This window comes from Mycobacterium shottsii, from assembly GCF_010728525.1.
In the GTDB taxonomy this organism is placed as follows: domain Bacteria; phylum Actinomycetota; class Actinomycetes; order Mycobacteriales; family Mycobacteriaceae; genus Mycobacterium; species Mycobacterium marinum.
In genome coordinates this window covers 1888170-1912524 of the sequence record NZ_AP022572.1, presented here as the reverse complement: position 1 = coordinate 1912524, position 24355 = coordinate 1888170, and the positions used below count along the sequence as shown (strand labels likewise).

Annotated in this window: 21 protein-coding genes, 1 tRNA gene and 5 pseudogenes; 17 read left to right on the top strand and 10 right to left on the bottom strand. The window is 65.4% G+C overall.

The annotated features are described in order from the left end of the window. Positions 1-213 precede the first annotated feature (213 nt). The 3 genes from ku (at position 214) to G6N41_RS08965 (ending at position 4679) form a co-directional block, all read left to right on the top strand. Positions 214-1089 carry a non-homologous end joining protein Ku gene (gene ku / locus G6N41_RS08975; RefSeq protein ID WP_198967792.1) on the top strand — a complete coding sequence of 292 codons (876 nt, stop codon included), beginning with the start codon at positions 214-216 and terminating at the stop codon, positions 1087-1089. Positions 1090-1143: 54 nt separating this feature from the next. Beyond that, on the top strand, positions 1144-2262 hold the full coding sequence (pstS, locus tag G6N41_RS08970; protein WP_198967164.1) for a phosphate ABC transporter substrate-binding protein PstS: 1119 nt from the start codon (positions 1144-1146) through the stop codon (positions 2260-2262). Between the two features lie 320 nt (positions 2263-2582). Continuing rightward, a complete protein-coding gene (locus G6N41_RS08965; protein WP_198967163.1) occupies positions 2583-4679 on the top strand; it encodes a serine/threonine-protein kinase PknD in 2097 nt (698 codons plus the stop codon). 7 nt (positions 4680-4686) lie between these two features. Here G6N41_RS08965 and pstA read toward each other — a convergent pair whose 3' ends face one another. The 3 genes from pstA to pstS (G6N41_RS08950) are packed head-to-tail and all read right to left on the bottom strand — an operon-like array spanning position 4687 to position 7685. Next, on the bottom strand, positions 4687-5589 hold the full coding sequence (gene pstA / locus G6N41_RS08960) for a phosphate ABC transporter permease PstA (protein WP_012396126.1): 903 nt from the start codon (positions 5587-5589) through the stop codon (positions 4687-4689). Beyond that, positions 5586-6560, bottom strand: coding sequence for a phosphate ABC transporter permease subunit PstC (gene pstC / locus G6N41_RS08955; protein WP_012396127.1), 975 nt, complete (start codon positions 6558-6560; stop codon positions 5586-5588). Before pstC ends, pstA begins: the two co-directional genes overlap by 4 nt. A 12-nt stretch (positions 6561-6572) precedes the next feature. Continuing rightward, positions 6573-7685, bottom strand: coding sequence for a phosphate ABC transporter substrate-binding protein PstS (gene pstS / locus G6N41_RS08950; protein WP_198967162.1), 1113 nt, complete (start codon positions 7683-7685; stop codon positions 6573-6575). 333 nt (positions 7686-8018) lie between these two features. Here pstS (G6N41_RS08950) and G6N41_RS08945 point away from each other — a divergent pair, with 333 nt between their 5' ends. Both G6N41_RS08945 and G6N41_RS08940 read left to right on the top strand, forming a co-directional pair. After that, complete coding sequence (locus G6N41_RS08945; RefSeq protein WP_198967161.1) at positions 8019-8810, top strand: SDR family oxidoreductase; 792 nt, start codon at positions 8019-8021, stop codon at positions 8808-8810. A 25-nt stretch (positions 8811-8835) separates the two neighbouring features. Then, complete coding sequence (locus tag G6N41_RS08940) at positions 8836-9924, top strand: NAD(P)H-dependent amine dehydrogenase family protein (protein ID WP_198967160.1); 1089 nt, start codon at positions 8836-8838, stop codon at positions 9922-9924. Positions 9925-9934: 10 nt separating this feature from the next. Here the strand turns inward: G6N41_RS08940 and G6N41_RS08935 are convergent. Continuing rightward, positions 9935-10806 (bottom strand): annotated as a pseudogene (locus G6N41_RS08935) (IS5 family transposase). Positions 10807-10967: 161 nt separating this feature from the next. Here G6N41_RS08935 and G6N41_RS08930 point away from each other — a divergent pair. After that, positions 10968-11429: pseudogene (locus G6N41_RS08930) on the top strand (flavodoxin family protein); the annotation flags it as partial. A 45-nt stretch (positions 11430-11474) separates the two neighbouring features. Here the strand turns inward: G6N41_RS08930 and G6N41_RS28285 are convergent. The 3 genes from G6N41_RS28285 to G6N41_RS08915 all read right to left on the bottom strand — a co-directional run bounded on the left by G6N41_RS28285 (position 11475) and on the right by G6N41_RS08915 (position 12763). Continuing rightward, complete coding sequence (locus G6N41_RS28285) at positions 11475-12050, bottom strand: hypothetical protein (RefSeq protein ID WP_231608839.1); 576 nt, start codon at positions 12048-12050, stop codon at positions 11475-11477. A gap of 5 nt (positions 12051-12055) precedes the next feature. After that, entirely contained in the window at positions 12056-12475 is a 420-nt protein-coding gene (locus G6N41_RS08920; RefSeq protein WP_198913147.1) for a hypothetical protein, read from the bottom strand. Between the two features lie 72 nt (positions 12476-12547). After that, positions 12548-12763 (bottom strand): hypothetical protein, encoded by a 216-nt coding sequence (locus G6N41_RS08915; protein WP_198968097.1) that lies wholly within the window; start codon positions 12761-12763, stop codon positions 12548-12550. A 94-nt stretch (positions 12764-12857) separates the two neighbouring features. Here G6N41_RS08915 and G6N41_RS08910 point away from each other — a divergent pair. The 11 genes and pseudogenes from G6N41_RS08910 to G6N41_RS08860 all read left to right on the top strand — a co-directional run. Then, positions 12858-13142: pseudogene (locus tag G6N41_RS08910) on the top strand (flavodoxin family protein); the annotation flags it as partial. Positions 13143-13206: 64 nt separating this feature from the next. Continuing rightward, positions 13207-14448, top strand: a pseudogene (locus G6N41_RS08905) (Nramp family divalent metal transporter); the annotation flags it as partial. 165 nt (positions 14449-14613) lie between these two features. Next, positions 14614-14943 (top strand): hypothetical protein, encoded by a 330-nt coding sequence (locus G6N41_RS08900; protein ID WP_198967159.1) that lies wholly within the window; start codon positions 14614-14616, stop codon positions 14941-14943. A 116-nt stretch (positions 14944-15059) separates the two neighbouring features. Then, on the top strand, positions 15060-16121 hold the full coding sequence (locus G6N41_RS08895) for a poly-gamma-glutamate hydrolase family protein (RefSeq protein ID WP_198967158.1): 1062 nt from the start codon (positions 15060-15062) through the stop codon (positions 16119-16121). A 21-nt stretch (positions 16122-16142) separates the two neighbouring features. Then, positions 16143-16967, top strand: a complete 825-nt coding sequence (locus G6N41_RS08890) for an LLM class F420-dependent oxidoreductase (protein WP_198967790.1) — start codon at positions 16143-16145, stop codon at positions 16965-16967. Positions 16968-16994: 27 nt separating this feature from the next. Next, positions 16995-17070, top strand: a tRNA-Arg gene (locus tag G6N41_RS08885). A gap of 78 nt (positions 17071-17148) precedes the next feature. Next, positions 17149-17532: a hypothetical protein gene (locus G6N41_RS08880; protein ID WP_198967157.1), complete on the top strand. Its 384-nt coding sequence runs from the start codon at positions 17149-17151 to the stop codon at positions 17530-17532. A 143-nt stretch (positions 17533-17675) separates the two neighbouring features. Continuing rightward, positions 17676-18533 (top strand): annotated as a pseudogene (locus G6N41_RS08875) (tyrosine-type recombinase/integrase). A 582-nt stretch (positions 18534-19115) separates the two neighbouring features. Continuing rightward, positions 19116-19496 carry a hypothetical protein gene (locus tag G6N41_RS08870; protein WP_198967156.1) on the top strand — a complete coding sequence of 127 codons (381 nt, stop codon included), beginning with the start codon at positions 19116-19118 and terminating at the stop codon, positions 19494-19496. A gap of 46 nt (positions 19497-19542) precedes the next feature. Beyond that, positions 19543-20412, top strand: coding sequence for an IS5 family transposase (locus G6N41_RS08865; RefSeq protein ID WP_407663794.1), 870 nt, complete (start codon positions 19543-19545; stop codon positions 20410-20412). A 50-nt stretch (positions 20413-20462) separates the two neighbouring features. Beyond that, a complete protein-coding gene (locus G6N41_RS08860) occupies positions 20463-21905 on the top strand; it encodes a xylulokinase (protein WP_198967155.1) in 1443 nt (480 codons plus the stop codon). On the opposite strand, the gene G6N41_RS08855 is transcribed toward G6N41_RS08860, so the two are convergent. The 3 genes from G6N41_RS08855 to G6N41_RS08845 form a co-directional block, all read right to left on the bottom strand. Then, positions 21853-22515 carry a phosphatase PAP2 family protein gene (locus G6N41_RS08855; RefSeq protein WP_198967154.1) on the bottom strand — a complete coding sequence of 221 codons (663 nt, stop codon included), beginning with the start codon at positions 22513-22515 and terminating at the stop codon, positions 21853-21855. The genes G6N41_RS08860 and G6N41_RS08855 overlap by 53 nt on opposite strands. Before the next feature lie 34 nt (positions 22516-22549). Beyond that, a complete protein-coding gene (locus G6N41_RS08850; protein WP_198967788.1) occupies positions 22550-23209 on the bottom strand; it encodes a muconolactone Delta-isomerase family protein in 660 nt (219 codons plus the stop codon). Positions 23210-23308: 99 nt separating this feature from the next. Then, complete coding sequence (locus G6N41_RS08845) at positions 23309-24169, bottom strand: glycoside hydrolase family 16 protein (RefSeq protein ID WP_198967153.1); 861 nt, start codon at positions 24167-24169, stop codon at positions 23309-23311. Positions 24170-24355 lie beyond the last annotated feature (186 nt).

Sequence of the window (24355 nt, the reverse complement as noted above, 5' to 3'; positions counted from 1 at the left end):
CCCTTGCCCGCCTTCGGCACCCCCACATACCCCCTGGCGAACTTCGCGGTGATCTCGGCCCGAGACGACATCGACAGCCCACTTCCCATGCCTGCCAAGGATCGACCGTTTCGCGGGCATTTTTACGTGATCCACCGAGGACGCTTCACGGGCATTTCTCGTGATGCTTGCCGCACACTGTTAACCGACCCGGGTTCTGGGCATACTGACTCCATGCGCTCCATCTGGAAGGGTTCAATCGCTTTCGGGCTGGTGAATGTGCCGGTCAAGGTGTACAGCGCCACTCAGGACCACGACATCAAGTTCCATCAGGTGCACGCCAAGGACAACGGACGCATCCGGTACAAGCGGGTATGCGAAGTCTGTGGCGAGGTGGTCGAATACTCCGACCTGGCCCGCGCCTTCGAATCCGACGATGGCCAGATGGTGATCATCAACGACGACGACCTCGCCACGTTGCCCGAAGATCGCAGCCGCGAAATCGAGGTGCTGGAATTCGTCCCAGCCGAAGAAGTCGATCCGATGATGATTGACCGCAGCTACTTCCTGGAGCCCGACTCGAAGTCCTCTAAATCGTATGTGCTGCTGGCCAAGACGTTCGCCGAGACGGAGCGGATGGCGATCGTGCATTTCACGCTGCGCAGCAAGACGCGGCTGGCGGCGTTGCGGGTCAAGGACTTCGGCAAGCGCGAGGTCATGGTGGTGCATACCCTGTTGTGGCCAGACGAGATCCGCGACCCGGATTTCCCGGTGCTGGACAAGGAGGTGGAGATCAAACCCGCAGAGCTCAAGATGGCCGGCCAAGTGGTGGAGTCGATGGCAGAAGACTTCAACCCGGACCGCTACCGCGAGACCTATCAGGAGCAACTGCAGGAGCTGATCGACGCCAAACTCGAAGGCGCGGAAGCATTTACCGCCGAAGAACAACCCGCAGAGCTGGACGAGACCGAAGATGTCTCCGACCTGCTGGCCAAGCTGGAGGCGAGCGTGAAAGCGCGTTCGGGCGAAGGGAAGTCAGCGGCGAAGAAGAGCACCGCCGAAAAGGCGCCGGCCAAGAAAGCCCGGGCCAAACGAGCTGCCAAGTCCTGACCAGCGCCCGACTTGTTCACATATGCTCGTCGTGCCGCCGAGAGGAGTTTTTGCGTGAAGTCCAACCGATCTGGCGTCGTGCTCAGCCTGCTGCTCGCCAGCACATTGGCGTTGTCGGCATGCGGAGGCCATTCCAGCAATACCTCGTCGTCGACCGGATCCAGCACGCCATTGGTGCCGGTGGATTGCGGCGGTAAGAAGAAGCTGCTGGCTGCGGGCTCCACCGCACAAAAGAATGCAATGGAACAGTTCGTCTACGCCTACATCCATGCCTGCCCGGGCCACACGCTGGACTACAACGCAAATGGATCCGGCGCCGGAATGAAGCTGTTCCTGGGGAATCAGACCGACTTCGCGGGGTCGGACACGCCGATGAACCCGGCGAAGAACGAGCCCCAGAAGGCCTCCGAGCGTTGCGGATCGGAAGCCTGGGACCTGCCGGTCGTGTTCGGTCCGATTGCGGTCACCTACAACCTCAAAGGCGTGAGCGCACTGAGCCTGGACGGCCCGACGCTGGCCAAGATCTTCAACGGCACCATCGCCAAGTGGGACGATCCGGCGATCAAGGCGCTCAACACCAGCATCAACCTGCCGCCGACGCCCATCCACGTGGTCTTTCGCAGCGACCAGTCCGGAACCACGGCCAACTTCCAGCAGTATCTCGACGCGGCGTCGGACGGAGCGTGGGGCAAGGGGGCCGGCCAGACCTTCAACGGTGGCGTCGGCGAGGGTGCTGCCGGCAATGACGGCACGTCGCAGGCGCTGAAGCGAACCGACGGATCGATCACCTACAACGAATGGTCGCACGCGGTGGGCCATCAATTGAACATGGCCCAGATCATCACGTCAGCGGGCCCGGAGCCGGTGACCATCACCGCCGAGTCGGTGGGCAAGACGATCGCCGGAGCCACCTTCAAGGGGAAGGGCAACGACCTGGTGGTGGACACCTCGTCGTTCTACCGGCCCACCCAGGACGGCGCCTATCCGATAGTGCTGGTGACCTACGAGATCGTCTGCTCGAAGTACCCGGACGCGCCGACCGGCACCGCCGTTAAAGCCTTCATGCAAGCGACAATTGGTGACGGCCAGGTTGGTTTGGATGAGTACGGATACATCCCGCTTCCGGAGTCGTTTCGCTCGAAATTGATCCCGGTGGTCAACGCCATCGCGTAACCGTCTCCTGCGCCGCGGACCATTCGAATCCTCAAGAGTCCGATCTAGTTTCACCGGCCTCAGCGCTACTGGCTCAGCCCCCTTCGGGCCGTTTCGGGCCCGTTGCGGGGCTCTCTCGCGCACGAATCGGTCCGCTCACATCTTCGTCTCAGGATACAGAAATCGCTGTGAGTAACCGGTTTTTGTTGTCTGCTCACTCTCCGACGATTTACCGTGTGTTAACCACCGGTTTCGGCGCACCAGCATCACGGGCGTCGGTAGCGTGAATATGTAGGGTCGGCCCCGGTGGAATGGGCGCCCACGCGAAGGGAGCGTTGACCGTGAGCGAGACCGGGCCGGGTTCACGGGTTGGGTCGCGCTTTGGGCCCTACGAGTTGGTGCGGTTGATCGGCCGTGGCGGCATGGGCGAGGTCTACGAAGCCGAAGACACCCGCAAACGCCGGGTGGTGGCGCTCAAGCTGATTTCGACGCAGTACTCCGGCAATCCCACGTTTCGCGCGCGGATGCAACGCGAAGCCGACACCGCGGGACGGCTGACCGAGCCCCACATCGTGCCGATCCACGACTACGGCGAGATCGACGACCAGTTCTTCGTGGAGATGAGACTGATCGACGGTGTCTCGCTGCGCGCCATGCTGACGCAGTTCGGCCCACTGACCCCGGCCCGGGCGGTGGCCATTGTGCGCCAGATCGCCGCGGCGCTGGACGCCGCGCATTCCAACGGCGTCACCCACCGCGACGTGAAGCCGGAGAACATTCTGGTCGCCGACAATGACTTCGCGTATCTGGTGGATTTCGGTATCGCCAGGGCCGCCGCCGATCCCGGACTGACCCAGGGCGGGATGGCCGTGGGGACCTACAACTACATGGCCCCGGAACGATTCACCGGCAACGACGTCACCTACCGTGCCGACATCTATGCGCTGGCGTGCGTGCTGGGGGAATGTTTGACCGGTGCACCGCCCTATCGCGCAGACAGCGTGGAGCGATTGATTGCCGCGCACCTGATGGAACCTCCCCCGCGGCCCAGTCAGCTCCGTCCCGGACGGGTTCCAGCCGCGTTGGATGAGGTGATCGCCAAAGGCATGGCCAAGAATCCCGACGAGCGCTACATGAGCGCCGGGGACCTGGCCATCGCTGCGCACGAGGCGCTCACCACCCCCGAACAGCGCCAGGAAGCAACCATCCTGCGTCAGGGCGACAACATGGCCCTCATGACTCCAGCCGTTGACCCTGGCGCGGGAGGAAGCTGGACCAACTACAGCGGATCGGGCGCCCAGCCACCGGCGCCGCAGCCCGTTGCGCCGCCGCCGCAATATCCGACGGGCGATGAGACGGTGGCTCGGCCGGTGCCGGCAAGCACCACCGGATGGCGCTCCCGCCCAGACGTATCCGACCAGCGCACGCAGGCCGCGCCCGTCATCACCGGCACAAGCTGGCCCAGCCAGTCCGGGATCCGGCCCGCCGTCGGCACCGGATCCAGTCCGAGCGCGACACCGCCGGCCAGTCAGCCGGCCACCGCGCCGCCGGCAAGCCCGAAAAAGAGCCGGAAGAACTGGATAATCGGCGCCGCCGTGGTGGCGGTGCTGCTCGTCGTCGCCGGCGCCACCGCATTCGTGCTCGCCAAACCCAAAGGCTCAACCGAGCCGCGAGGGCAAGTAGTGCTGCCGTTTACCGGTCTCAACTTCCGCTTCGCCCCCGGCGGGGTTGCCGTGGACGCCAACGGCACCGTGTATGTCACCAACCAGACCATGTACGGCCGGGTGGTGGCCTTGCCCGCGGGATCCAGCACGCCGACGGTGAAGCCGTTCAACGGACTCTACGAACCCCAGGGCGTGGCCGTGGACACCTCCGGCAAGATCTACGTCACCGACTTCAACAACCGGGTGGTGGCCCTGGCCGCCGGGTCGAACAACCAGGTTGAACTGCCGTTCAACGGCCTCAATTACCCCGAGGGAATCGCCGTGGACGCCCAGGGCAATGTGTACGTCGCTGACCGGGGCAACAACCGGGTGGTGAAGATGCCGGCCGGCTCCACCAGCCAGGTCGTGCTGCCGTTCAACGGGCTCAAGAACCCCGACGGGGTGGCAGTGGACAGCGACGGCAACGTCTACGTCACCGACACCGACAACAACCGGGTGCTGCAGCTCGACGCCGGCACCAGCAACCAGTCGGTGTTGCCGTTCTCCAACCTGACCGCGCCGTGGGGAATCACCGTGGACAGCGCCGCCAATGTCTACGTCACCGAACACGACAACAATGCGGTGGCCAAGCTGGCGGCAGGGGCCACCACCTCCACCGAGTTACCCTTCACCGGCCTCAACACCCCCCTGTCGGTCGCGGTGGACAAGAAGGGCAACGTCTACGTCGCCGATCGCGGTAACGGCAGGGTGCTGAAACTGGCCCAAGGATCCTGAGCGGGGGCTATCGCCTTCGGGTGGCCAGGAACCGGATCCCCCCGGCGATGAGGTTGATCGCGGCCACGATGATGATCAACGTCAGCGCCGCTCCCCACACGCGCAAGAAACCGGCATGCTCGGGGTTGGTGAGCTCGGTGTAGATCAGCAGCGGCAAGGACGCCATGTTGCCGTGCAGCACGTCGAAGTTGATCGAACGGCTGTAGCCGACCAACACCAGCACCGGTGCGGTTTCGCCGATGACACGCGCCACCGACAACAGCACACCGGACACGATGCCGGGCATGGCGATCGGGACGACGATGCGCACGATCGTCTTCCACTTGGGTACGCCCAACGCGAAGCTGGCCTCGCGCAGTTCGTCGGGCACCAGCCTGAGCATCTCCTCGGTGGAGCGCACCACTACCGGCAGCATCAGCAGAACCAATGCCAACGACACCGCCAGGGCGCTCTGCTGGAATCCCAGGGTGGCGATCCACAGGCTGAAGATGAACAGCGCCGCCACGATGGAGGGCACCCCGGCGAGCACGTCGACCATGAACGTGGTCAGCCGGGCCAATCGTCCCGAGCCGTATTCGACCAGATAGATCGCTGTCATCAAGCCCAGCGGTACGGCCAGCAGGGCCGCGATTCCGGCCTGCACCAATGTTCCGTACAACGCGTGATAGACGCCGCCGGCAAACTCCTCGGGCAACACCCCGCGAAGGGAGTGCGTCCACCAGTCCGGCTGGACGACGGCGTACCAGCCGCGTTCGATCACCACCCACAGCAGCCACACCAGCGGCACCAACGCGACGGCGAACGAGGCGAAAAACAGCACCGTCGCCACGCTGTTCTTGATCCGCCGCACCAGGCTCAGTGGCCGAAACACCACCACTTTGACCGGCTGATCGAGCGCGTTGGTGGTCATCCGTTGACCTTCCCGCCGGCGACGGCGCGGGCGAGGGCGTTGACCACGAAGGTCAGGACGAACAACGCGAACCCCGCGGAAATATAGGCACCGGTCGGCAGCGGTTCGCTGAACTCGGAAGCCGCAGAGGCAATTTTGGAGGCGAACGTGTACCCGCCGTCGAACAGTGACCAGTTCCCCGGTTTGGCCGCCGAACGCAGGATGATCAACACCGCCACGGTTTCACCCAGGGCACGCCCCAGGCCCAGCATCGACGCCGCAATGACACCGCTGCGACCGAAGGGCAGCACGGTCATCCGCACCACTTCCCATTTCGTCGCCCCGAGCGCTTGGGCTGCTTCGATCTGAATCTGTGGGGTCTGGCGGAACACCTCGCGCGATACCGAGGTGATGATCGGCAGGATCATCACCGAGAGCACGATGCCCGCGGTGAAGATCGTGCCGCCGCCGGCTAACGAGACATTGCCCTTCTTGAACAAGAACAGCCATCCCAGGTTGCGATTGAGGAATTCGGCGATGGGCTCGAGCTTGGGGGCCAGCACGAAGATGCCCCACAAGCCGAAAATGATCGACGGCACCGCGGCCAGCAGGTCCACGATCGCGCCGAACGGACGCGAGAGCCGCTTGGGCGCGTACTGGGTGAGAAACACCGCGATTCCCACGGCAATCGGCACCGCTAGTGCCAGTGCGCAGATCGAACTCAGCATCGTGACCATGAATAGATCGCGGATGCCGAACGCCAACTTCTCGTCGTCGGAGGTGTCGAACACCGAACTGGTGAAGAAATTGGCGTGATTCGCGCGCAACGACGGGATGGCGCGGATCAACAGGAATACCGCGATCAGCGCGATGGAGACGACGATGGTCATCCCCGCCGTGGACGCGAAGAGCTTGAACAGCCGGTCGGCTCGTCGCGATGAACTCGCGTCGACCGCCGCTAGCTCAGGCTTGGCCGGCCGGCCTTGGACCACGTCGACCTCAGATCAGGCGATGGCGTTGACTGCGGTCGACAACCTTGACTTGAACTCGTCCGGAATCGGGATATACCCGTTGTCCGCCAAGCCATTCTGCCCAGCACCGATGGTGGACTGCAGGAACGCCCGCACCGCGGTACCCACTTGAGAATCGGGATACTTCGAGCACACGATCTCATAGGTCGCGAGCACGATGGGGTAGGAACCGGGCTTGGTGGGCTTGTAGAACGAAACCGTGTCCAGCACCAGGTCGTTGCCCTGGCCCAAGATCGCAGCGCCGGCGATCGTCTTTCCGACCGATTCGGTGCTGATCGCCACGGGTTCCGGGCCGGCAGAGGTGATGACCTTCGCCATGTTCAGGTGCTGCGCCTGCGCGAACGACCATTCGTTGTAGGTGATCGCCCCCTCGGTGTTCTTGATCGCCGCCGACGTGCCGTCGTTGCCCTTCGCGCCCTCACCGACACCGCCCTTGAACGACTTGCCGGCGCCCTTGCCCCAGGCGCCGTCCGAAGCCGCGTCAAGGTAACGCTGGAAGTTGTCGGTGGTTCCGGACTCGTCGCTGCGGAACACCACGTGAATCGGGGTGTCGGGCAGGCTGGTACCCGAGTTGAGCGCGGCGACCGCGGGATCGTTCCACGTGGCGATGGTGCCGTTGAAGATCTTGGCCAGCGTGGTGCCGTCCAGGTTGAGCGGACTGACGCCGCTGATGTTGTAGGTGACGGCGATCGGGCCGAACACCACCGGCAGGTTCCACGCCGGCGAACCGCCGCAGCGCTGCTCGGCCGTCGCCGCCTCATCATTGCTAAGCGGTGAATCGGAACCACCGAAATCGGTTTGGTTGCCCTTGAATTCGCTAATACCGGCGCCGGAGCCGTTGCCCGTGTAGTTGAGGGTCTGTCCTGGGCAGGCTTCCTCGAAGGCTTTGACGAAGCGGGTCATGGCATTGGCCTGGGCGGTCGATCCGCTGGCCTTGAGGGTCTTCTTCCCCCCGCAGCTCACGTTGCTCGATTGGCCGGCCGGCGAACTTCCCCCGCTTGCGTTGTTGTCGCTACCGCACGCCGATAAAACCAAAGCGCCCGAGGCCAGGACACTCAGCGCGGCGCCAACTCGGTTGAGTTTCAATTCAGTTCCTAACGGTAGAGATGAAACACACTCCCGCCGCAACCCTCGGGCGCGACACGTCAACCAGCTTTCTTCGCAGCCTGCAGGCTACATTAGCAACAGGGAACCTTCGATTACAGGACGTTGAACACTCGCCCCTGGGCAGGCAGCATTTCGTCGCGATTTCAGCCACGGCCGGGGCTGCGGTAGGCGAGGTTGTCGCGGAGGTTCCACTTCGCGGGGGTCGTTACAATTCGACGCCGCTATGCCAAACTAGAACCTGTTCCAGAAACTGCCCCACCCGAGACGGCGAGGGTTGCTGCCGTCTCGGTCGACAATTGAAGCGAGGCCGCAGTGATCCTCGACAGGTTCCGTCTCGACGACCAAGTTGCCGTTATCACCGGGGGTGGCCGCGGCCTCGGTGCGGCTATTGCGCTGGCCTTTGCCGAGGCTGGTGCGGATGTGGTGATCGCCTCCCGAACGCAGTCCCAACTGGACGAGGTCGCCGACACGGTCCGCTCAATCGGGCGTCGCGCGCACGTCGTCGCCGCCGATCTGGCCCATCCGGAGGCCACCGCGGAGCTGGCCGGGCAGGCCGTCGAGGCGTTCGGAAGACTAGACATCGTTGTCAACAACGTCGGCAGAACGATGCCCAATACGCTGCTGACCACCTCGACGAAGGACCTCAAGGACGCATTCACCTTCAACGTGGCAACCGCCCACGCGTTGACCGTCGCGGCGGTTCCGTTGATGCTCGAGCACTCCGGCGGCGGCAGCATCATCAACATCACCTCGACCATGGGCCGGGTGGCGGGACGAGGGTTCGCCGCCTACGGCACCGCAAAAGCCGCCCTGGCGCACTACACGCGGCTGGCCGCACTGGACTTGTGCCCACGGATCCGGGTCAATGCGATCGCTCCCGGATCCATCCTCACCTCCGCACTGGAAGTGGTGGCCGCCAACGACGAACTGCGCGCACCGATGGAGCAGGCGACACCGCTGCGCCGCCTCGGCGATCCCGTCGACATCGCCTCCGCCGCAGTGTATTTGGCGTCCCCGGCGGGCAGTTTCCTGACCGGCAAGACATTGGAGGTCGACGGCGGCCTCACCCATCCGAACCTCGACATACCAGTCCCCGACCTGTGAATCCGCACTCCTTAAGGAACCAGCCATGGCAATACCCGTCGTTCAGCTCGGCACCGGCAACGTCGGCCTTCACTCGCTGCGTGCGCTCATCACCAACCCCGAGTTCGAGCTCACCGGAGTGTGGGTGTCATCGGACGCCAAAGCCGGCAAAGACGCCGCCGAGCTGGCCGGCTTCGCCGAATCCACCGGAGTGAAGGCCAGCACCGATCTGGATTCCGTACTGGCCAGCGGGCCGCAGTGCGCCGTCTACAACGCGATGGCCGACAACCGGCTGCCCGAGGCACTCGATGACTATCGGCGCGTCTTGGCGGCCGGCGTCAATATCGTCGGCAGCGGCCCGGTCTTTCTGCAGTATCCGTGGCAGGTACTGCCCGACGAACTCGTCAAGCCGCTCAAAGATGCTGCCCGCGAAGGCAACTCGAGCCTCTATGTCAGCGGTATCGATCCGGGCTTCGCCAACGACCTGCTTCCGATGGCACTCGCGGGTACCTGTCAGAGCATCGAGCAGATCCGCTGCATGGAGATCGTCGACTACGCCACCTACGACAGCGCCGTCGTCATGTTCGACGTCATGGGATTCGGCAAGCCGCTCGACGAGATCCCCATGCTGCTACAGCCCGGGGTGCTCAGTTTGGCCTGGGGTTCGGTGGTCCGCCAGCTTGCGGCGGGTCTTGGCCTTTCCCTCGACGTGGTCGATGAGATGTACGTGCGCGAACCCGCCCCGCATGCCTTCGACATCGCCTCCGGTCACATTCCCCAGGGCAGCGCCGCCGCGCTGCGCTTCGAAGTCCTCGGATTGGTCGACGGAGCTCCTGTCGTGGTGCTCGAACACGTCACCCGGCTACGCGAGGATCTGTGCCCCGATTGGCCCCAGCCCGCCCAGCCCGGCGGCTCCTACCGGATCGAGATCACCGGCGAACCGTCCTACGCCATGGACCTCTGCCTGAGCAGCCGCCGCGGCGACCACAACCATGCCGGATTGGTCGCCACCGCGATGCGGGTGGTCAACGCGATCCCTGCGGTGGTGGCCGCCCCGCCCGGCATCCGCACGACCCTCGAGCTGCCGCTGGTTACCGGCAAGGGCCTGTACCCACCGCCGGCAGGGGCCGCCTAGGTCCTGTCTGCTAATTGCGGACGCGGTGGTAGGTGATGATGGCGGCCAGGGTGACACCGCCGAGGTAGGTCAGGGCGTATTTGTCGTAGCAGGTGGCGACCGCGCGCCAGTGTTTGAGCCGGTTGAAGCTTCGCTCGACGGTGTTACGGTGCTTGTAAATTCGGCCTGAGAACCCCGGAGGCCGTCCTCTGTTGCGGCCTTTGGCTTTGCGGCGGGTGATCTGGTCGCTGCGCTCGGGGATGGTATGGGCGATCTTGAGCCGGCGCAGCTGTGCCCGCGTCGAGTCATAGGAGTACGCCTTGTCCGCCAGCAGGCGAAACGGGGCGTATGAGTTGCTGCACCGGGCGGCCAGCAGTGGCCAAAGCATCGGATTATCACCGGCTTGACCGGCCGACAGTGCCAGGGTGACCGGACTGCACAGCTGGTCGGTCAAGGCGTGGATCTTGGTAGTCAGCCCGCCGCGGGAACGCCCAATGGCGTGGTCATCGGGCTCATCGAGATATTTCTTGTAATTCGACAGATCCCCCTGTGCGGCGCCCGGGGCGCTCCGGCTGCGTGTTGGTGGGCGCGCACACTGGTCGAATCGACCGACAACAGTGCGCCCAGGTCGGCGTCCTCGGCGTCGAGGTCAGAGGCGATCGCCGCGAAGATCCGCGCGTAGATGCCATCGACCGACCAGCGTAGATGCCTCTCGGCCACCGATTGCCAGGGACCGAAGTGCTCGGGCAGGTCACGCCACGGAGATCCCGTACGGTAACGCCAGATAATGCCCTCCAGAGTACGTCGATGATCGTTCCACGGCCGGCCACGCCGCCGCCCCGCAGGCAACACCGCCACGATCAGCGACCACAAATCATCAGAAATCGCATGCGTCCGCATCACCCAAACAGCATCAGCCAAAACACCATTCACATTAAGCAGACACGCCCTAGCCCGCCTTTCCCAACGCGCCAAGCCGCGGAATCGACCCCTGCCTGGACTACGATCACGGCCGTCGGCGACAACCGACGCCGGACTGCGACGACAACGATAGGCAGGTTGGCATGACGGCGACTTCCGATGACAGTGCTGCGGTTCCGCGGTTCGACGGCCTGCGCGCCCTGTTCATCAACACAACCCTGAAGCGCTCCCCGGACCTCAGCCACACCGAGGGGCTGATCGCGCGTAGTTCGCAGATCATGCGCGAGCACGGTGTCGAGGTGGACAGCTTCCGTGCCATCGACCACAACATCGCGACCGGCGTGTGGCCGGACATGACCGAACACGGCTGGGAGGCCGACGAGTAGCCCGACCTGTATCAGCGGGTCCTGCGGGCGAACATCCTGGTGCTGTGCGGACCGATCTGGCTGGGCGACAACAGTTCGGTGATGAAGCTGGTGATCGAGCGTCTCTACTCGTGCTCAGGCCTGCTCAACGAGAACGGACAGTACGCGTACTACGGCCGGGTGGGCGGTTGTCTCTTCACGGGCAACGAGGACGAGGTCAAGCACTGCGCGATGAACGTGCCGTGATGCATCAAGTCAAGATGCCTGCGAAACCTGGTTCATGCATCAGGTAAGGAATGCCCGCGAAATCGGGGTCAGCTGGTGGTCTTGCTTTTGATGCGGATGCCGGCTTTGAGGGCGGGTAGAGCGGCGGGTATGGCGGCGGGGTAGAGCTGTTCGGTCTTGTCTTTGGCGAGTCTGAGCAGGGCGGCTTGCAGGTCGGCGATCTGGTGGGCGATCGCGGCGGGGTTGAGGCTGTTGCGGTAGGTGAGCAGCTCTGTTTGTTGGGCCGCTGAGAGGACTCCGGCGGCCAGCAGCCGGTCCAGGGGTCTGGGGCTTGTCGTAGAGCCGGCGGCGGTGACCGTCGCGGCTGCAGCCGTAGCTGATGGGTTTGATGGTGGGGGTCAGGTAGTTGAGCCGGTCGTTGACCAGGTGCCACAGCCGGTTGAGCACGGCGCGTTCTTCGTCGGTGTCGTAGCGGTAGTAGAACCCGTAGCGACGCACGAGGTGGTTGTTTTTGGACTCGATGGTGGCCTGGTCGTTCTTCTTGTAGGGTCGTGAGCGGGTGAAGAAGATCTCCATGTCCGCGGCCCACTTGATGACCGCCTTATTGAGGAATTCGGTGCCGTTGTCGAAGTCCAAACCCGTTACCTTATAGGGATTTTAGTAATTCCGGTTTTGAGGGCGCCCAGGATGTGGGGGTGGGCGTTGTTGCGCACCGTGCGGGTGAACACCCAGCCGATGTGCATGTCGGTGAGGTTGACCGTGCGGGCGAACTCACCTTTCAGTGTCGGGCCGCAGTGCGCCACGGTGTCGCCTTCGAAGAACCCCGGAGATTCTTCGGCCTCATCGCCTGCTTTGCAGATGGTGATCGAGGACCGCAGCAGCGGGGAGGGTTTCGTCGTCGACACACCCGAGATCTGGTCGCGGGCCTTGGCGCCGCGCAGGTAGCGGTCGATCGTGGCGCTGCTCATCGCCAACAGCTCGGCACGCACCGCCGGGCCGTAACGGTCACGGCCGTCCACCAGTTCGCCGTGGCGTTCTAGAGCATCCAACTGAAGTGCCATGGAAGCGGCCAGGTACCGGCCGCACTGCCCGCCTGAGGCCGCCCACACCTTCTGCAACACCTTGAGCGCATCCTAGGAGTACTTCGGATTGCGTTGCCGGCGAGTCCGTTTGGCGACCTGCCGACCCGCTCCCGCCGGCGCGGCCGCCGCCCTCAACCGCCGCCGGGCGTTGTCACGCGACCAGCCGGTGACCGCCACCACCTGATCCAGAATCTGCCCCTTGTCCGCCTTCGGCGCCCCCACATACGCCCTGGCGAACTTCGCGGTGATCTCGGCCCGAGACGACATCGACAGCCCACTTCCCATGCCTGCTGAGGATCGACCGTTTCGCGGGCATTTTTACGTGATGCACCGAGGACGCTTCACGGGCATTTCTCGTGATGCTTGCCGCGTGCTTTACAGCCTGCAGCATCTGGGGTAGACTATCCCCCCGAAGGCCGATGCGGGCTGGATCGGCGAGGCCGGCCCCGGTCCGTCGTATCTCGACCCCGGTTCGGGCGGGCCGCAAAATGACTTCACCAACCGCAACACCACGTTTATGACCTTCAACTTGATGCACCTGGCGCAGATGTTGGCGCGCGCCGGTGGTGTCCCGGCATACAGGAACCAACGCACCGAATGGGACGCCGGGTGCCGCCCGGACTTCGCCAATCCCGATTACCGCTAAGCGGCCTGCTGGCGGCGCGCCGAGTTGTTTCGGCTAGCCTCACTTTGTTGTTCGGTGGTGCTGATCGAAGTCCGGTGAATTAGCGCAAGACACTCAGACCTCGTTCAAGACGAGTTGGTATCTGCTCGGACCGGCTTTCGTAGCGGCGATCGCCTACGTCGATCCCGGCAATGTCGCGGCCAATGTCAGCTCCGGCGCCCAGTTCGGCTACCTGCTGTTGTGGGTCATCGTGGTGGCCAATGTCATGGCCGGCCTGGTGCAGTACCTGTCGGCAAAGCTCGGGCTGGTCACCGGACATTCGCTGCCGGAACAAATCGGCAAGCGAATGGGGCGCCCGGCCCGGCTGACCTATTGGGTGCAGGCCGAGATCGTCGCAATCGCCACAGACGTGGCCGAAGTCGTGGGCGGCGCCATCGCCCTGCGCATCCTGTTCGGCCTGCCACTACCGATCGGCGGGATCATCACCGGTGTGATTTCGCTGCTGCTGCTGCTCATCCAGGACCGCCGCGGCCAACTCCTGTTCGAGCGAGTCATCACCGGACTGCTGTTGATCATTGCCGTCGGCTTCACGGCCAGCTTCTTCGTCGCAACACCTCCCCCCGATGCGATGTTCACCGGACTGGTGCCGCACTTTCAGGGCACCGAAAGCGTGCTGCTGGCCGCCGCGATCCTGGGGGCCACGGTGATGCCGCACGCGGTATATCTGCACTCGGGCCTGGCCCGTGACCGCCACGGCCATCCCGAGCCCGGGCCATACCGGCGCCGGCTGCTGCGCGTCACCCGCTGGGACGTGGGTCTGGCAATGATCGTCGCGGGCGGGGTCAACGCCGCGATGTTGCTGGTTGCCGCCCTCAACTTGCAGGGCCGGGAGGACACCGCCTCGATCGAAGGCACCTACGCTGCCGTGCACGACACGCTGGGCGCGACCATCGCGGTCCTGTTCGCGATCGGATTGCTGGCCTCCGGTTTGGCGTCGACGTCGGTGGGCGCCTACGCGGGCGCCATGATCATGCAGGGATTGCTGCATTGGTCGGTCCCCATGGCGGTGCGGCGTTTGGTCACGTTGTGCCCCGCCGTGGCGATCTTGGCGCTGGGCCTGGACCCGACCCGCACCCTGGTGCTCTCACAGGTCGTGCTGTCCTTCGGCATACCGTTCGCGGTGCTTCCGCTGGTCAGGCTCACCAGCAATCCCGAGGTGATGGGTAGCGACACCAACCATCGCTTGACCACCTGGATCGGCTGGGGGGTGGCGGTGCTGATCAGCGTGCTCAACGTGGCGCTGATCTATCTGATGCTGACCGGCTGACGGCTTCCCGACACCCGCCAAACCGCGAACAATGGGTGCTTGACGGGCCAGGACTCGCAAACCGTCGGTGCCCGGCTTCCCGGTTGGGATCGGTAGCGAATCCGAGCTTGTGTACTTGCCGCGACTACGCCTGGCGAGGCGGGGCATGAACAGAGGAAGCTCACCATGAACACCACCGCAAACCTGAAGCGGATGTTCACCGCCGCGCTGGTGTCCGGGGGTGTCGCGGCAGCCGGGTTCGGGTTGACCGCGGGCACCGCACACGCTGGGCCCGGAGCCCATGGACCGGTGCCGCAAGCGCCGCGAGGCCCCTACGAATGGTGTCCCGGGGACCCGGTGCCGGCGGGCGGTGTCAACTGGGACATGAACGTCTGCCACACCTGGTATTGGGTGGACTACCGATTCCAGGCCAATCGCGGCGGATTTGTCTATGAAGGCGACGCGCCCCCGGCGGATCTGGGCTATATCCCGCTGCTGTGCCTGCCCGGGCTGTGAGCGCGGCGACAATACGGCAGGATGGATTGCGTCGTCGTCCGTGCTGGCCCGCGGGGAGTTGGTTTGCGTCAAAAAACACCGCGTCGAAGTCTGCCGAGCCGATGGTGACCCGCTAAATGCTCACCGGCCGGCATCTGTACTTCGCATACGGTTCCAACCTGTGCGTACGGCAGATGTCGGCGCGATGCCCCGACGCGAGCGACCCGCGTCCGGCGGTCCTGTCCGATCACGACTGGTTGATCAACGAGCGCGGGGTGGCCACCGTTGAGCCGCTCACCGGCGGCCAGGTGCACGGTGTGCTCTGGCAGATCTCCGATCGGGACCTGGCCACGCTGGACAGCGCCGAGGGGGTTCCGGTCCGCTATCGGCGTGACCTGCTGTGCGTGCGCACCCACGACGGACCGACGACGGCCTGGGTGTATATCGACCACCGGATCACCCCGGGTCCGCCCCGGCCGGGATACCTCAATCGCGTCATCGACGGCGCGCTACATCACGGACTACCGCAACGCTGGATCGACTTTCTGCACCGCTGGGATCCGGTGCATTGGCTCCAGCCGGTATCCGCGGCGGCTTCCGGCGCTGGGCCACAATCGCTTTCGGCATTGTTGAGCGAGCCCGGCCTGAGCGAGATCAGCCAGCTACGGTCGCGCTTCGGCTTCCTCGCCATCCACGGCGGCGGCCTGGAGAAGATGACCGACGTCATCGCCGAGCGAGCCGCCGATGCCGCTGGCTCATCGGTGTACGTGCTGCGACATCCCGACCGCTACCCCCACCACCTGCCATCGTCGCGGTTCGACCCCGGCGAGTCGCCGCGGCTCGCGGAGTTCATCGACCACGTCGACGTCGCGGTCTCACTGCACGGCTACGGCCGCATCGGACGTGGCACCCAGCTGCTGGCCGGCGGCCGCAACCGCGAGCTGGCCGACCACCTGGCGCGCCACCTTGAACTGCCTGGTTACCAGGTGGTCACCGATCTGGACGCCATCCCGGCGGAGCTACGCGGGCTGCATCCGGACAACCCGGTCAACCGGGTCCGCGGCGGTGGGGCGCAATTGGAACTGTCCATCCGGGTGCGAGGGCTCAGCCCCCGCAGCCCCCTGCCCAGGGACGACGGTTTGTCGCCGGTCACCGCCACCCTGGTACAAGGCCTGGTGGCTGCCGCGCGTGCTTGGTAAGTGTCGATGGTGGAACGGAGATTGTTGGTGGCCAAAGATTTTCGCTTCGGGTTGAGCGTCCGCTTCATCAAATCGCGCGCAGCGCTGCAAGAGCTGGCCAAACGGGCCGAAGATCTCGGTTTCGACGTTCTCTGCGTGCCCGATCATCTCGGTGCCGCGGCGCCGTTTCCCACCCTGACCGCCGCCGCGATGGTGACCACGAAGATGCGGTTGAGCATGTATGTGCTCAACGCCGCCTTCTACAAGCCGGCCCTGCTGAGCCGCGACGCCGAGGCCCTGGATCTGCTCAGCGAAGGTCGTCTCGAGCTCGGCCTGGGCACCGGCTACGTCCGGGTAGAGTTCGATGCCGCCGAGCTGCCCTACCCCAGCGCCGGAGCCCGCGTCGACTATCTCGAACACATGACGGCCTACCTGAAGCAGCATCACCCGACGGTGCCGATCCTGATCGCCGGCAACGGTAACCGGGTGATGACGTTGGCGGCCCAGCAGGCCAACATCGTCGGGCTGACCGGGTCCAACGTCCACGGGGCAGACGATCCGCTGGCCGAACGTGTGGACTTTGTCCGCCGGGCCGCCGGCGACCGGTTTGACGCGCTCGAGCTCAACCTGGCGATCACCGCCCTGCCCAACGAAGGCGAAACCGCGCCCGACCTGGCGATGACCCGCCGGTACGCGCCAGAGCTGTCCGACGAACAGATACTGGCGCTGCACTCGGTGCTCGGCGGGTCACCGCGCGAAATTGCCGACACCTTGGCAGGCTACCGCGATATCTATGGGGTGACGTCGTTCACCGTGCAGGACAATCACCTGGATAACTTCGCAAAGGTGATCGCCGAGCTGCGCTGAGTCGCCCCCGGTAAGCTCAGCGAAGCCGCCCCCGTAGCTCAGGGGATAGAGCACGGCTCTCCTAAAGCCGGTGTCGCAGGTTCGAATCCTGCCGGGGGCACCATGTGAACAGGACATATGGATGTCCGCACAAGATTTGCGCAACTAATGCGGCGTGGCTCCAACCGGAATGGAGCCCACGATGCCCACCACACCCCACGACAACGATGGTCTCAGCCCTGCCGGCCTGCGCTGGCTTGCCCGCCCGACCACCGACGTCGGCCCGGCCACTCCGGCACCCGCGTGGTGCGCACCCGGCACCATGCCGGTGTGGGAGCGACTATCCGAGCAGTACGGCGGCGGGCAGGAGTGTGGCTGGTACCGCTATTTCCCCGACTATGACGATGGCGTCGGGGCTGATGTGTGGATCCGCGCTTATGACCGCATCGTGGACGGACGCTTACTGCGCACCGACGCGGAGATCCACTACGTGGAGCCGTCCAGCCGCGGCGTCACCCCAGCGCAAGCTCGGCAGTTGGCCGCCGAGCTGCTCAATGCCGCTGACGTGCTGGACGGGCGGCCGTGAACAACACCAACCGGGCGCGGGTGGCCCGCAAACGCGCCCAGCGGCTGGGCCTGGCGCTGACTCAGCGGGGCGTCGTGTTCACGCTCCGCGACGAACACGACGTAACCCTCGCTGTCGGCCCGCTCGGTGTGGTCGAGGTCTACATGATTCAACAGGCTCAGCCCAAGCGCCCCGGGCCGCCACCGAGCACCTCGGCGCCCGAATCGTGGCGCCGCGATCTCGACGACTATTTGTTGGCGTTGGCCGCCGGCGGGCAACGCGCGTTGACCATCCGACTGCGGAAGGCGATCTTGCGTACTGCCGCCCGGGGGGTGGGCTGCCCGCCTGCTGAGATCACCGCCGAGCAGCTCGTGAATTGGCTCGGCCGGCAACAGCACCTGTCTCAGGAGGGCAGGAAGAGCTACCGAACAACCTTGCGAGGGTTTTTCACGTGGCTGTATGAATTGGACCGGATACCCGTGTTTATCGGAGATTCCCTACCCAAGGTGCGTTTCCCCAAATCGCCACCCCGACCGGCGACCGACGACGCCTGGTGGACGGCGTTGGCGAAGGCCGACCGGCGCACCGAGATGATGTTGCGGCTGGCCGGTGAGGCGGGGCTACGGCGGGCTGAAATCGCGCAGGTGCACACCAGCGATTTGATGGACGGGGGTGCGCTGTTGGTCAAGGGAAAGGGCGGGAAACAGCGCGTAGTGCCGATCAGCGACCACCTGGTCGCGTTGATCCGCGAGGCACAACCGGGGTGGTTATTTCCAAACGTGGCGGGGCAACACCTGACCCCGGGGCATGTGGGCAAGCTGATGAGCCGGGCACTGCCGGATCATTGGACCGCCCACACCCTGCGCCACCGCTTCGCATCCCGCGCCTACCGCGGATAACACAACCTGCGGGCAGTGCAGGCGCTATTGGGGCATGAGTCGATCCTGACCACCGAGCGATATGTCGCCATCTGTGACGATGAGGTCCGCGCGGCTGCTGCGTGCGCGTTGGGTGACCGGTGACCGCCGCGCCGGGGTCGTCCCGCGACCAGGGTGACAGTCCCTCGAGGCCCGTGGCGACGACCTTCACGGAGATTGTTGCCAGGTTCGGTGAGCAGCTGCGGTGTGAGGCTATGACCCAGCTCAGAGGCCGCTGCCTGCGGCCCGTGCGCTGGCGGCTCAATCTCCATGGCTGCGAGCAGGTGCTGTTGTGCGGTCACCGGTCACCAGTGATGACAGCGGCCACCTGCCGCCGCTGGGTCGGGACGCGCGGAGCCGGCCACTCCGAGCACACGCAGCGTACAATGCAGAATTATAGTTGCATTTGGCAGGAATTTAGATGGTAGTCTCGCGTACATGAGGAGTAGACGGGCAATACCACATGATCCAACCCGAGTTTCTGCTGCAGCCGCAAAGGAATCATTCCAGCATTCTGCATGCTCAAGACTAGTGCGACTCCGACAAAAACCCCCAGCGCAGCTTCGAGGGGAAACCGAGCTTATCTACGTTAACCAACAGATGGCGCACGACCACGCCCACACCGACGCCCCTATGACAACAGGCCCCTCAGGCACGGCCTCAAGAATTAGAAGTGGTGACAGCCCAATGCCCGACTTGGATCTCGCCAGTGACCAACACATCCGTACCACGCTGCTCAACGTCCATGAGCTAGTGCGCCAACTGAATGCCCACCTTGGCCCCACCCTAGTGGCCACGCTTGCTGGCGTCCGTGATCGCGGACTGCCCTTGAAGTGGGCTACAACGGATGGCCCCACGCCCCGCGCAGAACCTGAAAGGCGTCTACGCATGGCGCACCGAGTGTGGGGCCATCTCAGCAGCGCCGAGAACGAACATGTCGCCCGGGCATGGTTCATCGGCGCGAACCCGCGCCTGGGCGAGGAAAGCCCAGTGATGAAGCTTCGGGAAGGTGACCTTCCCGCAGTTATGAATGCCGCCAAGGCCTTCATGGAAGGAACCGACGACTAGGGCGTGTCTGCTTAATGTGAATGGTGTTTTGGCTGATGCTGTTTGGGTGATGCGGACGCATGCGATTTCTGATGATTTGTGGTCGCTGATCGTGGCGGTGTTGCCTGCGGGGCGGCGGCGTGGCCGGCCGTGGAACGATCATCGACGTACTCTGGAGGGCATTATCTGGCGTTACCGTACGGGATCTCCGTGGTGTGACCTGCCCGAGCATTTCGGTCCCTGGCAATCGGTGGCCGAGAGGCATCTACGCTGGTCGGTCGATGGCATCTACGCGCGGATCTTCGCGGCGATCGCCTCTGACCTCGACGCCGAGGACGCCGACCTGGGCGCACTGTTGTCGGTCGATTCGACCAGTGTGCGCGCCCACCAACACGCAGCCGGAGCGCCCGGGCGCCGCACAGGGGATCTGTCGAATTACAAGAAATATCTCGATGAGCCCGATGACCACGCCATTGGGCGTTCCCGCGGCGGGCTGACTACCAAGATCCACGCCTTGACCGACCAGCTGTGCAGTCCGGTCACCCTGGCACTGTCGGCCGGTCAAGCCGGTGATAATCCGATGCTTTGGCCACTGCTGGCCGCCCGGCGCAGCAACTCATACGCCCCGTTTCGCCTGCTGGCGGACAAGGCGTACTCCCATGACTCGACGCGGGCACAGCTGCGCCGGCTCAAGATCGCCCATACCATCCCCGAGCGCAGCGACCAGATCACCCGCCGCAAAGCCAAAGGCCGCAACAGAGGACGGCCTCCGGGGTTCTCAGGCCGAATTTACAAGCACCGTAACACCGTCGAGCGAAGCTTCAACCGGCTCAAACACTGGCGCGCGGTCGCCACCTGCTACGACAAATACGCCCTGACCTACCTCGGCGGTGCCACCCTGGCCGCCATCATCACCTACCACCGCGTCCGCAATTAGCAGACAGGACCTAGACGCGGTGCGGTCCGAATGGCATCGGCGGCGCGAACGTGACCCTCGTCGCCGGCATCGACTCGTCCACCCAGTCCTGCAAGGTGCTGGTATGTGACGCCGACACCGGTGAGGTGGCCCGCAGGGGCCAGGCCGCGCACCCCGATGGAACCGAAATCGATCCTGCCGCATGGGAATCCGCCGCGCAAGCAGCGATCGCGGCCGCCGGCGGATTCGACGACGTCGAGGCGGTGGCGGTGGGCGCCCAGCAACACGGCATGGTGTGCCTGGACATGGCCGGAGCGGTGGTGCGGCCCGCGCTGCTGTGGAACGACGTCCGCTCGGCCGACGCGGCCCTGGCGCTCATCGACGAACTCGGTGGCCCACAGGCGTGGGCACAAGCCGTCGGCCTGGTGCCGTTGGCCGCGGTCACGGTGGCCAAGCTGCGCTGGCTCGCCGACAACGAACCGCAACATGCCGACCGCACCGCCGCGGTCTGCCTGCCCCATGACTGGCTGACGTGGCGGTTACGCGGGGACACCGATGTCGCCACGCTGACCACCGACCGCAGCGACGCCAGCGGCACCGGCTACTACGACGCCGGCAGCGATCGCTACCGCTTTGACCTACTCGAACTCACCATGCACGGCCGCCGCCCCAACCTGCCCAGGGTGCTCGGCCCGTCGGCGCGAACTACCCGCGGCAGCAAAACATTCGGCGCGGGCCTGGGCGACAACGCCGCCGCGGCGCTGGGCCTGGGCGCCTACGAAGGCGACGTGATGGTCTCGATCGGGACCTCGGGGGTGGTGTGCGCCGTCGCGGCCGATCCGGTTCGCGACGAGGCGGGTCTGGTTGCCGGGTTCGCCGACGGCACCGGACGCTATCTGCCGTTGGTGTGCACGCTCAACGGTGCCCGGGTGCTCGATGCGGCGGCGGCGATGTTGCGGGTCGACCACGACGAGTTGTCCCGGCTGGCGCTGTCGGCGCCGCCCGGCAGCGCCGGACTGGTTCTTGTCCCGTACTTGGAAGGCGAGCGAACCCCTAACCGTCCCAAGGCAACTGGCGCACTACATGGCCTGCGGCTGGCCAACGCCACGCCCGCGCACCTGGCCCGGGCAGCGGCGGAAGGGCTGCTGTGCGCATTGGCTGACGGCCTGGCGCAGCTCACCGAACACGGCGTGGTCGCACGCCGGGTCCTGCTGATCGGCGGCGGCGCCCGATCGCAGGCGCTGCGCGAGATCGCGCCGCTGATATTCGGTGTGCCCGTGCTGGTTCCGGACCCCGCGGAGTACGTCGCCCTGGGGGCTGCCCGGCAGGCCGCGTGGGCGCTGCGCGGCTCGACTCGGCCACCCTCGTGGCAGCCACCGGCAACCGACGAGTACACCGGCGAGCCGTCACCCGCCGTACGCCAGCGCTACGGGCAGGTCCGCGAGCTGACCGAAGGAGTGGCTAGCGTCCCGGGCCCGGGCGAAACACCGCCAGCACCCGATACTTCGCGGTGAAACTGGCCTGGTCGTATTGCTCACCCACCTCGCCGTCATGAGCAAGCACGGTCGGCGCGTCCACGGTGCTGAAGCTGAATTCGGGCACCTGCAGTTCGTGGTAGAGCGGGCTGCGCTGCAGCCGGCCCAGGGCCAGCGCGGTGAGGATCCTGACGGTCGCCAAGCGGCGTCCGGTCTCGAGGATGCGCACATCGATCAGGCCTACGCCGATGGCAAATGCGGCGGCGCTGGCGGAGTGTCCGGACGGCAGCGAATTGGATGTCGGCCGTCGTCGGACTCGTCTGGCCAGCGGCACCGAGTCCGAGAGCGGACGCGGGCGCTGCCGGATCCGCTTGGCCACCTGGTTAGTAAACAAGCTGGCCGCCCCCAGCGTCACCACCCCGCGCACCGCGCCCCGTTGCGCGGACTGACTTGTCGACGCGAGCAGGCCCGCGGCCATCGCGAACCACAGCTTGGAATGGTCGGCCGCGCGGGTCAGCGGCGGCATCACCGTGTCGAGCAGCGGGGTGGGTGTGTCGGCAATCGCTTCGAACAATTCCCGATCCAGCGCCCCCAGGCCCCGGGTGATCTGTTTGATGCTGCGCGCTCGTTGCCACGGCCGCCCGTTCATTCGCTCCACCCTAACCAGCGCCCGGGCGCGGGCTTCAGCACTGGCGGTTCGGTTCGCGCCCGCCCCCCGCGCGGCGCGCCCAAGACAGCCGGATCGGGTCGCTGGGGTGCGGTCGCAGCGGGGTGGTTTCGATGGTCATCCACCCCGAAAGCGGGAGCGACTCCACCACGGCCATCAGCTCGCCGGGGTCGTGCGCACGCCATAACCCCAGCATCCGCGGGCCGTCCGGGCCGGCCGGTAGCGCCCAGAACCGCACCAGGTGACCGGCCTCGGCCAGCTCGTGACAACGGCGGGCCTCGCGCTCGGTGGCGTCGTCGACAACCCGCGCCGACGTGCCGGACGGGACGGTGAGCGTGGTCGTGATCAAGAACTCCGGCCCCTTACCGGGCCGAGGGGTTACCCCAGCACCGAGCGGGTCGTTGGGGTGGGCGCCGAGCACGGCGACCTCGTCGCTGCGCCAATCCTGCAGCGGCACCGTCACCAGCAGCTTGCGCTGTGACGGCTCGTCGCGCGCGGCGAACAGACCCAGGGTGCACCATTGGCCCGGTCCGCACGGCGGACGCCACAACCGCAGCAAGCGGCCCTGGGCACCCAGCTCACGCCAGCCGGCATTCTCGCTCACACGGGCCCAATCGATCTCAGCCGCCGGTGTGCCCCGGGGAACCTCGATGGTCATGCTGACCAGAAATTCCATGCTGTCTCCCGGTGCCACCGTTGCGCACCGGATGCCTACAGCGCAAGAACCGCCAGGAAATTCGGGTACCGCGGTCACGCGGTAGAGCGTGCGAAGCCCTTAGAAGACGCGCACCCAGTCGACGAGCATTTCCTGGGGATACGTACCCGCCGCGGGGTCACCGCCACCGGAACCACCGACCGCAAGGTTCAACACCGGGAACACGGTGTAGTCGGGGTCGTTGAACGGCCATTCACGGATGGGCTCGTTCAAGTCCTCGATGCCGGTGGCCGGAACGCTGAAGTAGGGCTGCATGCCGTCGGCATAGTCGAGCCAGAAGTACATGCCGGTCACGTTCCAGGTGACCCGCCAGTTGTGCCAGTTGTCGTCCACACCGATCGGGAAGGTCTCGAATGCCGTTCCGTCGGGGTTGGCGTGCACGGTGGTCCCCGACGGCCAGGAGCCATTGCCGTACCACTCGATCAGGTCGATTTCGCCGCTGCGGCCGGGATCGTCGTTGGACAGCCACCAGGCCGGCCACATACCGGGCGCCAGGCAGTTGAACTTGATGCGGGCTTCCCAGGTGGTCACGATGCCGCCGCGCCAGAGGCCATGCACCAGGCCCCCGAAGTAGTCGTTGCCGCTCCTGGTGGCGCGCAGGACCAGGTTGGAGTTGCCGTCGAGGAAGACGTTTTGACGGTTGTCGCGGTACTGCCCCCAAAATTCGGGCCGGTCAAAGCCCACTGGGTTGCGGATTGGCGTCCGGTGGTTGGACACCTGCCACTTGGACGGATCGGGGGCAGAGCCGGCCGGGCCATCAAACTCGTCGTGCCACAGAAATATGGGGCCGGCGCCCGCCGCGGGGGCGGCGGGGGCGGGTTCCGGTGCGGCGCCGGCAGTCGGGGCCGGGATAGCGGCCGCAAGCGCGCCAAATCCTGCCATCATGATCATGCGACGGCGATCAATCTCCTGCATGAGCATGGGACGATAGCAGCTAACGCCCCGCTACGTTGACTCCGAGCGAGCAATCCTGGGATAACCGCAGTTCACAGCGCTAACCGGGGAACAATTCCGCGGCCCGCCAACGAATGCCGGTCGCGGCGGGACGGCTCGGTTCCGCGATCGGTCCGCGAAAAGCGAATCAGCACAACGCATCTCGGTACATCG